Here is a 12,028-nt window from a genome sequence, read left to right on the forward strand (position 1 = left end):
ACGCCTTCCGATCGGGACGGGACTTCTCGGCCTGGGTTGGGCTCGTGCCGAAGCAGAACTCGAGCGGGGGCAAGGACAAGCTTAGCAGTATCAGCAAGCAAGGCGATCGCTATTTGCGCAGCCTGGTTGAGGTGGAAGCGGGCGAAAACCATCGAGGCTCGCGGCGGAGACGTTGTCCAGCCGCATCAAGAAGCCGGATATACGTCAGCAGTTGTGGCCGTCGATCCTGATCAAGCCGGTCGTTGCAATCGGGCGGGGTCCATATACGTCCACACATGGCCCAATCTGCGACGACGCGCCGCCGTCTGGCGGAGGTCCGCTCATCCCTCACGCCGCCACGGCGGAGGAGCCAGTCTGCTCGTTCTGGCGGGCGCGCAACTTGAAGGACAGAACGACCAGCGCAATACCGAAGGCCATCGCGTAGGCTCCCATCCACCACGTAAGTACCACTGCCCCGATCAGCGGCATAGCAGCCAGCAGCGCGCCGTAAACGAGAGACAACAGCCCGCCCAGAACCATCCACCAGCGGCCATGGTCAAGCTTGAGGCGAAAGCCAGCAGCCAGCATCAGCGCGCCTGAGATGACCGCCCAGGCGGCGACCAGAAAAACAAAGGCAAGCACCGTCAGGCCAGGCCAGACAAAGGCTGCAACGCCGACGGCGATATTAAGAAGGCCTTCAAATATCAGCAGTCCCCATTCATCCTTCCGTCGCATCGCCCGAACGGCGGAAATGATTCCTGCTATGCCGTCGACCAACATGTAAGCCGAGAACAACAACGCCAGCGAAAGCATGGTGGGCCCCGGAAAGAGAAAAGCGAGCAACCCGAAGATAATTCCGAAGATGCCCCGCAGCAGGAACAGCCACCAATTCTTGGCAAGCATCGCGGAGGCGGAGTCGATGTTGAAGTCAGCATTGCTGTTGAACGTCGTGCTGGTCATGTCTAGCTCCAAGAATAGCCGTCGGTTCCAGGTCCCCGCCATACTAGCGACCTGCCGCCAGGACGTGCCTTGACAGCTATCAAGCTTTGAGCGCTCCGAGAGAATTCGGATCGTAGAGTCTTACGTATTACTTCTAGATGGCAGAACCGCCCTTGAGCAGTATGATGAGCAGGGGCGCGAGTACCTCTGCAGAGGCAAGGAGAAGAGCGTGCCGAAAGACCGTCCCATGAACGGCGTTGAACCCGAGAAGTCAGAAGATGACATTCAACGGGAGATGTTGGGGCCGCGCGGCGTTCCCGGAGCGCCAGACCCCGCCAAGATGACGCCGCAGCGCGCGAAGAAGACGCCGCTCTACCACTTGGACCCCGGCCACCCTTCGTAGAGGGGGACGATCGTGCTGATCGGTACCATCGGTGGGAGCGATCGACAGAACTGCTCGGCCTCTTCGTCCGGCCGGGCATTGTGGCCGCTGTGCTGTGCGTGGATCCGCGCCGGCGACGCCTGTCTCTCACTCGCGTGGAGAAAGAAAGGACCGCTCAGCTGTGTGCTGGCGGTCCAAGTCAAGGGAGGACGCCCGGGAAAGGCAGCGATGGTGGACACCGCGTTTGGTTCATCGCAAAGGCTAAGGGGCCGCGCATTGACGGTTCTCAATTGGATCGCGGTAAAAGTGAAGAGCGTGAGGCCATGAGCGCCGGACACGCTGACACCAGTCTGGGCGGCAGAATATCCTCCGGCCATATGGTCCCGGCTGACATCGCATGGGAAGAAAGCGTCGGGGGCGTGCGCGCGGTCCACTCCGATGTCCTGCTGGATTCATGGCCGGCGATCAACCCTCAATTTTCTTGATCGTTGAAATGGGCCACTGACCATCATGTCCAACTATGGATATGCGCAGCCCATGAATGTCGTCGAGAAATAGGCGTTCAATCGAACCTGCCTTACCGTCCGTCAAGATGACGGCGCGCCCTATCAGCTCTTCCTCAGCTTCATGTAGCTCGGCAAGGATGTTCATAGCTCGCTGGTCACCCGTCACTTCGGGCACCGCTACTTGCCGGTGAGCGACTTCATCGCCTCAAGAAGGCGTTCAAGTCTGAATGGCTTTTGAAGCATGACACTGCCCGATACCGGACGCGGCGCGGTGTGAGTGTAGCCGGTCGCGTAGATGACCGGGATGCGTGGATTCGACTCCCTACATTTGATGGCTACATCCCATCCCGACAAAGTGCCGGCCAACCTTATATCGGTGAATAGAAGTTCGGGTGCGGCCTGCGCGCAGAGCTGGAGCGCGCGTTCGCCGCTATCGGCCTCCATCACTTGATGTCCGTGCGCCTCCAGAATGTCCACCACCACGTCACGGATCAGGTCTTCGTCCTCTGCTACAAGAACCCGCAAGTTATCCTCCGCTCGCGCTCTTCGTCCACGACATGAGGACCTTGCGCAAAATCGTGGTCCCTTCCCCGCGGGAAAGGGCCGCTCGCCGATGCAGCCAGCAAACCAGCGCATAACAATTCGCCGCCGGTTCCAGCGTTCCTAAGGACACCAAGCCTTATCTCTCCAGACGAGCCGCAGGCAATTCGAGGACGGGTAGGCCGAGATCGCGCGTTCTTTCCGAGGGTCTAGAATAGTCGATCGTGGAGACGTGGCGATGTGACAGTGATCGGACCTGGCTATCCCGGTTGCGTTCCTCCGCAGTGCTTTCCTGCTTGTTTGGTCGCGGAGTGGTTGGAGCGGCTACTAGGAACGATCCAACAGAAGGTGAGTTCGTCCTCGAGACAACAATTGAAAACAAGACCAAGAGGACGAACATGACTCGATCGGTGGAGGAGCTACGACGCGAGTCCGAGCGTAGCCGGGCAGAGTTGGCGGCCACGGTCGACCGTCTGAAGCAGGGGATCTCCGAAACGACGCGGGATCTGCGTCAGATGGTCTCGCCCCAGCACGTCAAATCGGAAGTGTCGGAGTATGTGAACGACAAAGCTCAAGGCTGGGTCGAAGGGCTCAAACAGCAGGCGATGGACAACCCGATGCATGCGATCGCCGCGGGCACCGCAGTGGCCGTGCCTCTGCTGCGATTGGCGCGAGGTGTACCCCTGCCGCTTCTCATGATTGCTGCGGGCCTCGCTCTTACCTCCAAGAGCGTCCGCGAGCGGGCTGCTGGAGCGGCGTCGCCGCTGGTGGATGGTGCGGGCCGATTCATCGGCCAAACTGCCGAGGGAGTGCAGGCGAAGGCGAAATTTTCCGAATTCCAAGGACGGGCCGCCGGCGCAGTCAACGATGCGATGGACGCGGCCAAGACGGCGGCCGACGACCTCAAGACGCGAGCAACGGAGGCGGCTGGAACAGTAGCTACCAAGATCACCGGGGGAATGGACGCCATCAGGGATTCGGCGACCGCCGCTCCGGAACAGGCGCGCCAGATCGTCGGCGACAATGCCGCGCTGATTGGAGGACTCGGTATCGCCATCGGAGCCATGATTGCGGCCGCGCTCCCGGAAACGAAATTCGAGGACAGGACGGCAGGCCCGACCAGCGACAGCCTTAAGGAGGCGGCAAGCGAAATGGCTCAATCCGGTTTCGAGGCAGCCAAGGAGGCCACGTTGTCTGCCGCCGATGCTGCCACGAGATCTGTGAGTGAAGCCGATCTCGGGCGGCACGCGAGCCGCATGACACGCAATTTTGCCGACAACCTCAAGGAGGCGGCGGGCGAGGCCGTCGACGCAGCATTCAGCCCACCCTCAAAATCGAGCACCTGAGAGACAGAACATGAGCGATTCAGATGTGATCAAACCGGCCAACTTCAACAAAGGTAAGAACAACTCCTCCACAAGCCTGAAGGATCAGGTTGGGGACGCCGGGGCCGAGATGAAGCAGCGCGCCACGGAGGCCCTGCAGGCATCGGCGGACATGGCCCGTGACGGGTTCAGCGAAGCCACCGATGCCGCTAAGGACGTCGCGAGTGGTACCGTCGACCAAATCCAAGAGCGTGCGCGGGAACAACAGCGAGCGGGCGCCGATTTCATCGAGCGCCTAGCGGGCAACTTCCGCCAGGCCGCCGGCGCCTTCGAGACTGACGTGCCATTCGCCGCACGAGGGATCAATTCAGCTGCGGACTACGTGGAAGAAGCGGCCGCGAAGGTTCGCGACGGCAGCTTCCGCGAACTCGTGGGCGGTGCGACCGATTTTGCGAAGCGGCAACCCGCGGCATTTCTAGGCCTGTCCGTTTTGGCCGGGTTCGCCGCAGTACGCTTTCTAAAGGCTTCGGGCGGCTCCTCGACCTCACAGCGAACGGGCTCGACGACAGCCGCAGGAGCTGGCTCATCTGGGCAGAGAGCCGCCTACGCGAGCGGCTTCAGTGGCCAAAACTCGACGGAATCGACGACTGGACAGCAGCAGAAGTCACCTTCGGGGAATGGTGGCGCATCATGAGCATCAAGCACGATATCGAAACCGGCGAGAACGATCTTCACAAAATTTCGGGACTCGTCGGCGACGCAATGGCTCAGGTCGCGAAGCTTTTCCAGAATGAGCTTGATCTGGCGAAGGCCGAACTTGCGGAAAAGGTGCAGAGGCTCGGTGGAGCCGTTGGACTATTTGCCGGAGGCGCAGTCCTGGTTATACCTGCCGTAGTGATGGCATTGTTCGCGTTGTCATCGGCGCTGATCAGTGCCGGGTGGTCGCCGACATTGGCCTACTTAAGCGCGGCGATTGTCGCGGCCGCCATATCGGGCGCCTTGTTTGCTGTTGGCGTGAAGCGGCTGGACCCGCGCAACCTCACGCCGCAGGAGACGATACGGCAGCTTGAAAAAGACAAGGACACTGTGAAGGGAATGGTGCGATGAGCGGTGGTGCGCAAACCGGTTTTTTTGACAGTCTCCTCGCTGCGGCCCGAGAAAACCCGCTCTCCGCCGCGCTGATCGGGGCTGGAGCACTCTGGCTGCTGGTTGGCGACGAGAAGATTAAGGGTGCTGCACGATCAGCTGCCAACGTCGCGTCAGATGTCGTCGACACCAGCGCGAGCAATCTTCGGGCTGCCGCCTCGGGCTTGCAGCGGACGGCAGCACCGCCGACTGCCCCGGAGTTTGACTATGAGGGGAGCGATGCGGGCGGGACGATACGCTCGGCCGCCGGATCTGCAGCCGACACGATGTCTGATGCGGCGGAGGGCGTCCGGGACCATTTCGAGGAAGGCGTAGCTTACGCTCGCGAACGGTTCGCCAACGTGGGCACAGCAGAGACCTTGGCGAAAGCTCAGTCTTCGCTCGGCGAGATTATGGAGAGGCAGCCGCTAGTCATCGGCGCCATCGGCTTGGCCATCGGCGCCGCACTCGCGGGCGCGTTTCGAACGTCTCAGATCGAAGACGAGTACATCGGCGGGGTCAGCGACGAGGTGAAGGATGATCTGAGCAGGCGTGGGACTGCCGTGTCGAAGGCGCTGCGCGAAGCGGCCGATACGCTGGTGGCGGAGGCGGGCGATATGGGTGCCGAGGCGGTGGATCGGATGAAGCAAGCGGGAACGGATGCCGTCAAAGCAGCCAAGGAAAAGGCAAAGCAGTCGTGAGGCCGGACGGCCTTGCGATGGGCCACTATCTCGCAGTTCTAAATCTTGAGCCAGGCGGCCGAAAATGAGCCGCCGAATCTCACGACTCATTCCAGAGGCCGCAGCCGGCGCACTCCAATGGCGATGCTTTGGAGTCTTCGCGAAGCCCGATCTACCCTCTGAAGGCGCCCCAAGCGCGCGTACGGACCGACACGAACGCTTCCCAGACTTTCGCGAACCATGGAATTGTGAGCAGCTTCGGTTTGACGATGATGAAAAGTCGCTCGACCACGAGAAGGCTAAGCGCGTAGCACGCAACCATCATCGCCGTACCTGTAATCCAGTGGCCTTTGCCGGCCACCGCCACCGCGACGAGTTTCAGTGGTTCTACGGTCGCCACCGGAACTGCCAGCAGGAGCAGCGACTGATAAGGTCCGAGACGTTCGATCGATTTCCTCAATCTCATGGAATGCTCCTGGGCAGGAAACCAACGTCGCCCGCCCGTTGTTCCCCGTAGCGCGCCATCCGTTTCGCCATCCCATTTATGCGCGCTGCACCGCTGGGTAGTGGAGGGTCGCGGTCCGTCCGCCACGCAATGAAGTGGCCACACGCTTCGAGATGCGAACGACCTGCCAGCACCTTCCCAGCGGATGAGACCGACAGGAGCACTGCCGCGCAGTCACCGAACAGGTTTGGGCGCATCGCGTCGGCCTCTCACTTGGGGAAATCACGACACAATCCTGTCCTTCCGACATCGTTCCTGTCGACGCGCCAAACCGAGCCGCGAGACGTCGCGCGTAAACCTAGGTTTGGTCGAAGCGTCGGCCGAAGAGGCACCGCACATCGCCTTCGCATTGGCAACGTGTGCATCGGAAGATTTTGGCCAGGTCCAGCTGTTGACGATCCTCATGATCGCAGCGGAACGAGCCCGCCGCCGGGACGCCGCTGCGCGGACTGGGCTTCAGGAGATCTGTCAATTGCCACCCCGGAGATAGCTCGCTTTTGGTCAAAAAGCGCCGTTGCGATCGGGCGTTTCCTGTTTACCTCCGCCTTCGGACATCTCGCCGCGACGCCATGATGGAAGCGATGGGCACAACAACCGATATCGAAGCTCGCCCTATTTTAGTGCGGCGCTGATCGCGTTAACTAGGTCGTTTTCCGTGAATGGCTTCAAAATTATTCGCAGGTCGTTGAATTCCTTCCGGACATTCAGATCACGATAGCCGCTCATGAGGACGACCGGCAAAATTGGCCGCATCGCGCGGATCGCTTTCGCAACCTCGCCGCCGCTCATTTCCGGCATCGCGAAGTCCGCGAGAACGAGATCTATTTCCTGATTGCTTGCGAGCACGCGGAGCGCTTCGCTGCTGCTCTCCGCCGACACCGCTGCATATCCGAGAACATCGAGCATCCTGACCGTGGACCTCAGAACAGCCTTGTCGTCATCCACGACCAGAACACGCAGTCGCGTCGTGGTCTGCAGACGTTTGCTCGCATCAACGGAGTCCGCATGGTGATCAGCAGCGTCGATCGCAGCGCGCGGCAAGAAGACCTTCACCGCAGTACCCTGGCCGAGGCGGGTCTCAATACGCACGCCACCCCCGGACTGTTTAGCAAAACCGAAGACTTGTGCCAATCCGAGGCCCGAGCCCTTTCCCGGTTCCTTCGTCGTGAAAAACGGCTCGAAAACATGCAGCAGGGAATCGTCTGGGATACCGGTGCCGGTATCCTTGACGGCGAGAACCACGTAGTCTCCCGGCGACGGCTCTTCCGGCCGGAAGGACTCGCTTTCGATAACGGTGTTGAACGTCTCGATGGTGAGCGTGCCGCCGGGCTGCATCGCGTCCCTGGCGTTGATGGCAAGATTGAGAACGATCATCTCGATTTGGTTTGGATCGACCAAAGCGGGCCAGAGGTCCGGAGCAAATATCGTTTTGAGTTGCACCCTCCCGCCCAGGGTGACGCCGAGCAGATCGCCCATTCCGGCGATCCTGCTGTTCAGATCGACCTGGTCGGGCTCAAGCCGCTGTTGCCGCGAAAAGGCGAGGAGTTGCGCAATGAGCTTCGCACCCCGATCGGCAGCAGACCGGATCAACTCGATGCCTTCCTGATCGTAAGGCCCTTGCACCGTATGGGAAAGCAGGCGCGCATTGGTGAGCACCACGCTCAGCAGGTTGTTGAAATCGTGCGCCACGCCTGATGTGATCTGCCCGATCGCATCGAGCCGCTGCAACTGCTGGACCTCGGCTTCGGCGATCTCCCATTTCTCTATCTGAGAGCGCAGCGCGTTATTGGCCTCTTCCAGCTCCCGAGTTCGTGCTTCGACGCGGCGCTCGAGTCTTTTCTCAATACGTTTTCGGTCGGTGACATCGATCACGACACCATAAAACCAAACGGGCTTGTCATTCTCGAACTGCGTCTGGCCACGCGTCGCGATCCAACGCTCCCCGCGGTCATTGCCGAGCACCCGATATTCGACGTCGTAAACCCCGTCGCCCTGCGGATCGGTACATCGTTGAATAGCAGCCTCGACAGCTCCCACATCCTCCGGATGCACCGCTGTGAGCCAGGTGTCGTAATCCACGGTCGCATCCGCTGGAAGGCCCCACATTGCCCGGCACTTTTCGTCCCATTTCAGCTCATTGGTTTGAGGGTTCCAGGAATAGCGGCCCAATTCTACCAAGTCGACCGCAGCCTTTAGCCGCGCTTCGCTCTCGCGCAAGGCCGCTTCGGTTTGCGCCCGCTCGATCAGGTCGGCCGCTTCCCGGCCCAGCACATCGAAGCGGCTGAAATCGTCCTTGCTGGGCTCGTGCGGCTCCCGCCAATGGGTCGAGACCATGCCGAGCGCGCGGCCATTGCGAGACTGCAGCGGCGTCGACTGGACCGCGCGCAGGCTGGAGAGGCGGTAGGCCTCCAGGTCCTCGGTCCCCGCCATGAAGGTGCAGGTCTCGGTGTCGCTGACGAGAATGCGCCGTCCTGTCTTCAGCGCTTCGCCGCACGTGCTCGCCGAGTTGCAGTCGACGCGATCCCAGAACGCCGCCGCGTCCGGATGAAAGCCGCGCCAGGCCAGCAGCTTCAAAATCCCCGTATCCGGCTCAAGTATCTGCATGCTCGCACCCTGTGAGCGCATCACCGCCATGGCCGCATCGAGAATTTGCTCGTAGAGAAGCTCAGGGCGGTTGGAGAGCAGCTCCAAGCTGACCTGCTGGAGCTGACGAGCACCTTCGAGCTCTTGCGCGAGTCTGGCTTCGCTTTTTCGCGCGCTTTCTTGGGCTTCCGAGAGGTCGCGGGTGCGGTCCTCAATCCGCCGCTGCAGTTCCATGCAGCGGGCTTCTGCTTTATCCAACGCCTCGGTAGTCTGGAAGGTGCCGGCCGCGGTGTGGGAAAGGCTTTGCAACAGGCGGGCATCTTCCCCGTCGAATTGCCCCTCCGGCGTATGCTTCATCGCCCAGAGCGCGCCGACCGGCTCCCCGCGCGCATGCCAGGGCGCCAGCAGGACCTCGTAGACATGCGGTCCATGTCCCGTCATCCCGGGAAAGAGCCGCTCCCCTTCGCGGAACAGGACTACGCTGTTGCGAGCGATCACGGCCTCGCTCAGGCGAGCGTCATCAGGCACGGTACGGCCAGCCTCGGCCGCGAGCTCGCCGCTAATGGCGCGCCAGCGGAAAACCCGGTCGCCACGTTCGGGAAGGCTGATGCCAGCGGAGTCGGCATGGCATAGCAACACGGCCAACTCGGCGCATTTCTGAAGCACGGCACGCGGCTCGGCGGTCATATCTTGAACCAGAGCAGTCAGGGCCCGGTTCTCGGCCTCATAGTCCGGGGCCTTGCACGGGCGCCGGGCCAGCTCCGCCGTAATCACGCAATCGTCAAGTCCATCCAGTGTACTGGTCTGGCCTTCAGGCGTGGTCATGATGACCTCCTGAGATGAGCCAAGAGTGCTCGCGAACCCTGACGCATTCAATGTGCAGCGAACTGGCTCCGGCCAAGTGGCCACCTCGATCTCGATCGCGCGAGATGATGTCATCGCGGTCCAGATGCGGTGGCATACGGACTGATCGCCAGCACAATGAGCAGCGATAGCGCGCCGTTCCTAGATTGGCGCGACTGGTAGTGACTTATGTTGGCCCGAAGGTCCCCGGCGAGCGATTGCAAGCAAGCGTCCGATGGGCTTTTGGTGCGGCATGGCTGTGCTCCCAATTATGCAGGCGGGAGCTCGCTCGGTCTCTCAGCCACCGGTGCCTACGGACAAAGCCTCGACCGATGATAGAAGCAAGCTACCACAGGTCGTACTGGACCGAAAGGCGACAGCGACAGATGGAGGAGGGAGCGCTCAATTACTCACTTGGCTTGGACTGCCGTGAACCCGACGATCGTTTTAGGACAGGATAGGCCGAGGTACGATCGTCTGGACTAGCGAGCCGAATTTTGCGCGCTGACGCGCCACACCGCGTTGCCGGTATCGTCGGCAATCAGCAGCGCACCGGTGCGGTCAAGCGCTACGCCCACGGGTCGACCACGCACCGTGTCGGTATCATTGCCGAGAAATCCGCTGACGACGGGGACAGGTTTGCCCTCCGGTCGCCCATTCACCAGCGGCACGAAAATGACCTGGTAACCGTTGACCGGGCTGCGGTCCCAACTGCCGTGCTCGCCGACAAAGATGCCGTTGTCGAACTTCGGAGATAGCGTCTCGCCTTTGCTGAATGCAAGGCCGAGCGCGGCCACGTGAGAACTTAGGCCGTAGTCGGGCTTGACGGCCTTGGCCACAAGGTCAGGTCTCTGCGGATGGACTCGGACGTCAATGTGCTGGCCCCAATAGCTGTAAGGCCAGCCATAGAAGGCGCCCTCCTGCACCATTGTGAGATAGTCCGGGACAAGATCCGGGCCGATCTCGTCCCGCTCGTTCACCACCGCAAACAACCGGCCAGTTTCGGGATCGACCGCCAGATTAGTTGGGTTGCGCGTACCCGAAGCAAAGATGCGCTTGGCACCAGTCTGGCGGTCGACCTGATAGATCGCGGCGCGACCCTCTTCGGCGTCGAGGCCGTTTTCGGTGATGTTGCTGTTCGACCCGACCCCAACGTAGAGCTTGGATCCATCGGAGCTCGCAGCCATCGCCTTCGTCCAGTGGTGGTCGATCGGTCCGGCAGGAAGGTCCGCAAGCTGCGAACCTGGCTCGGTGATCTTGGTCTGTCCGAGCGTGTATTTGAACGCCATGATCGCGTCCGTGTTGGCTACGTAGAGTGTGCCGTCCACATAAGCCACGCCGTAGGGTGAGTGGAGGTGGTCGACGAGTATTGTTTGCTGCTCCGGCGTTCCATCTCCGTCGGCATCGCGAAGCAGTGTGATGCGGTTGCCGCCCTTGCCGGCGGTTCCGGCCCGCGCCTTAACCTTGCCTTGGATGAAGTCCTTGGGCCGGAAAGGTGTGGTGCCGGGGCTGTTGCCCTCGACAACGAGGACGTCGCCGTTCGGCAGAGGATAGACGATGCGAGGATGCATCAGCCCTGTCGCCATTGCCTGAACTTTCAATCCTCCCGCGACCGTTGGCGTCTCCCCTGGTTTCCAGCCAATCTCCTTGGGAACGCTCATGGGTGGCAACAAGTAGTTCTGAGGCTCCGGCAGATAGGGATCTGACCCGTATTGCCGCATTGGATCACCGCCTTGGTCGCTGCAGGCGGTCAGCGCGAGGAGGGCGCAGAGGGCTGGCAAGGCTCGAAGCATTGCATGGGTCACAGGCTGTCTCCGGTCGCGGTGGTACGAACCGTTGTCACCTTCCAACCGGTGGCGGCGGCCATCAGGAGCAGAATCGTCACGATCGCGGAGAGCGAAATCCCCTGCGGCACTACCGAGGTCCAGGCGTCGCGACTGTGAACGAAGACATTCACGAGCGACAGCAGCGCCGCCGCTGCCACGAGCAGGAAGGGGACCCAATTGATCCGTCCAGCTCGGCTGGTGAGAAAATCGATGATCAGGATGATGGTGGCGAACAGAGCCAGGACCAAGCCTGCCGCGATCAACCATGTTGACGAATTGGCCCACTGCCAGTTCGACGTATTCCAGTACATGATATCGGTCGCCAACCCTGCGATCAGCAGGGTTGATCCGGCACCGATGAAGCCGGGATGCAGCAGCGATCTGGGAGCGGCTCCGGGCGCCAATCTCGACATTTGTCCTCCGAAGGCATCGCCGCCGCGCCAAGCCGGCGCATTCGCTGAATTCAGACGTGGCGGGAACGCGGGAGCACTCGGGCAGTTCCTACCTACCGGCGGGGGCGCTGGCGACCATCGGTTAAGCGCGGGCCATCAGCCGTTCTGGAAGGCGGAGGAGTTTGAGCTCGTCCAATTTCGTCCGTTTTCCGTGGTCGATCCGGCCATGGAACTCGCGGGCGCGGTGGGTGTTGCATGGCCGCGGCAGCAGGAGCGAGTAGGAGGGCATGTGAACCGACGCCAGCTTGTTCAAGGGTCGGCAGTGCTGCCGGCGTTGCTGCTCGCTTCGCGCAGCGGTTTCGCCGCGGCGCCGGATGGTGTGTTTGGGCCGTCAACGGTGAGG

Annotated in this window: 11 protein-coding genes and 1 pseudogene; 5 read left to right on the plus strand and 7 right to left on the minus strand. The window is 61.4% G+C overall.

What is annotated here, in order from left to right; genetic code table 11:
• Positions 1-128 (plus strand): annotated as a pseudogene (locus XH80_RS03470) (transposase); the annotation flags it as partial.
• Between the two features lie 199 nt (positions 129-327).
• On the opposite strand, the gene XH80_RS03475 reads toward XH80_RS03470, so the two are convergent.
• From XH80_RS03475 to XH80_RS03485, 3 genes are all read right to left on the minus strand, one after another.
• Positions 328-939, minus strand: coding sequence for an HdeD family acid-resistance protein (locus XH80_RS03475; protein WP_271597342.1), 612 nt, complete (start codon positions 937-939; stop codon positions 328-330).
• 826 nt (positions 940-1,765) lie between these two features.
• The gene (locus XH80_RS03480) at positions 1,766-1,951 is read right to left on the minus strand and encodes a photosystem reaction center subunit H (RefSeq protein ID WP_083514119.1); all 186 of its coding nucleotides are present in this window, start codon (positions 1,949-1,951) and stop codon (positions 1,766-1,768) included.
• Positions 1,952-1,983: 32 nt separating this feature from the next.
• Positions 1,984-2,331 carry a response regulator gene (locus XH80_RS03485; RefSeq protein WP_271597343.1) on the minus strand — a complete coding sequence of 116 codons (348 nt, stop codon included), beginning with the start codon at positions 2,329-2,331 and terminating at the stop codon, positions 1,984-1,986.
• 413 nt (positions 2,332-2,744) lie between these two features.
• Between XH80_RS03485 and XH80_RS03490 the strand changes: the two genes are divergently transcribed.
• From XH80_RS03490 to XH80_RS03505, 4 genes are read left to right on the plus strand one after another with little or no spacing between them, the layout of a single operon-like run.
• Positions 2,745-3,692, plus strand: coding sequence for a DUF3618 domain-containing protein (locus XH80_RS03490; RefSeq protein WP_271597344.1), 948 nt, complete (start codon positions 2,745-2,747; stop codon positions 3,690-3,692).
• A gap of 10 nt (positions 3,693-3,702) precedes the next feature.
• Positions 3,703-4,365: a hypothetical protein gene (locus tag XH80_RS03495; RefSeq protein WP_271597345.1), complete on the plus strand. Its 663-nt coding sequence runs from the start codon at positions 3,703-3,705 to the stop codon at positions 4,363-4,365.
• The gene (locus tag XH80_RS03500) at positions 4,362-4,778 is read left to right on the plus strand and encodes a phage holin family protein (RefSeq protein ID WP_057745562.1); all 417 of its coding nucleotides are present in this window, start codon (positions 4,362-4,364) and stop codon (positions 4,776-4,778) included. Before XH80_RS03495 ends, XH80_RS03500 begins: the two co-directional genes overlap by 4 nt.
• Positions 4,775-5,497 carry a hypothetical protein gene (locus XH80_RS03505; RefSeq protein WP_271597346.1) on the plus strand — a complete coding sequence of 241 codons (723 nt, stop codon included), beginning with the start codon at positions 4,775-4,777 and terminating at the stop codon, positions 5,495-5,497. The genes XH80_RS03500 and XH80_RS03505 overlap by 4 nt, the downstream gene beginning before the upstream one ends.
• 151 nt (positions 5,498-5,648) lie before the next feature.
• Here the strand turns inward: XH80_RS03505 and XH80_RS03510 are convergent, their stop codons facing one another.
• The 4 genes from XH80_RS03510 to XH80_RS03525 form a co-directional block, all read right to left on the minus strand.
• Positions 5,649-5,942: a hypothetical protein gene (locus XH80_RS03510; protein ID WP_271597347.1), complete on the minus strand. Its 294-nt coding sequence runs from the start codon at positions 5,940-5,942 to the stop codon at positions 5,649-5,651.
• Between the two features lie 651 nt (positions 5,943-6,593).
• Positions 6,594-9,389 (minus strand): response regulator, encoded by a 2,796-nt coding sequence (locus XH80_RS03515; RefSeq protein WP_271597348.1) that lies wholly within the window; start codon positions 9,387-9,389, stop codon positions 6,594-6,596.
• A 500-nt stretch (positions 9,390-9,889) separates the two neighbouring features.
• The gene (locus tag XH80_RS03520; RefSeq protein WP_271597349.1) at positions 9,890-11,212 is read right to left on the minus strand and encodes a PQQ-dependent sugar dehydrogenase; all 1,323 of its coding nucleotides are present in this window, start codon (positions 11,210-11,212) and stop codon (positions 9,890-9,892) included.
• A complete protein-coding gene (locus tag XH80_RS03525; RefSeq protein WP_271597350.1) occupies positions 11,209-11,646 on the minus strand; it encodes a DUF2231 domain-containing protein in 438 nt (145 codons plus the stop codon). Before XH80_RS03525 ends, XH80_RS03520 begins: the two co-directional genes overlap by 4 nt.
• Between the last annotated feature and the right edge of the window lie 382 nt (positions 11,647-12,028).

It is taken from the genome of Bradyrhizobium sp. CCBAU 45384 (assembly GCF_028128665.1).
Lineage (GTDB): Bacteria > Pseudomonadota > Alphaproteobacteria > Rhizobiales > Xanthobacteraceae > Bradyrhizobium > Bradyrhizobium manausense.

Bases quoted from the DNA above. Each gene is read 5' to 3' on its own strand.
- XH80_RS03475 (WP_271597342.1), bottom strand. From the start codon at position 939: ATGACCAGCACGACGTTCAACAGCAATGCTGACTTCAACATCGACTCC.
- XH80_RS03480 (WP_083514119.1), bottom strand. From the start codon at position 1,951: ATGAACATCCTTGCCGAGCTACATGAAGCTGAGGAAGAGCTGATAGGG.
- XH80_RS03490 (WP_271597344.1), top strand. From the start codon at position 2,745: ATGACTCGATCGGTGGAGGAGCTACGACGCGAGTCCGAGCGTAGCCGG.
- XH80_RS03495 (WP_271597345.1), top strand. From the start codon at position 3,703: ATGAGCGATTCAGATGTGATCAAACCGGCCAACTTCAACAAAGGTAAG.
- XH80_RS03500 (WP_057745562.1), top strand. From the start codon at position 4,362: ATGAGCATCAAGCACGATATCGAAACCGGCGAGAACGATCTTCACAAA.
- XH80_RS03505 (WP_271597346.1), top strand. From the start codon at position 4,775: ATGAGCGGTGGTGCGCAAACCGGTTTTTTTGACAGTCTCCTCGCTGCG.
- XH80_RS03510 (WP_271597347.1), bottom strand. From the start codon at position 5,942: ATGAGATTGAGGAAATCGATCGAACGTCTCGGACCTTATCAGTCGCTG.
- XH80_RS03515 (WP_271597348.1), bottom strand. From the start codon at position 9,389: ATGACCACGCCTGAAGGCCAGACCAGTACACTGGATGGACTTGACGAT.
- XH80_RS03525 (WP_271597350.1), bottom strand. From the start codon at position 11,646: ATGTCGAGATTGGCGCCCGGAGCCGCTCCCAGATCGCTGCTGCATCCC.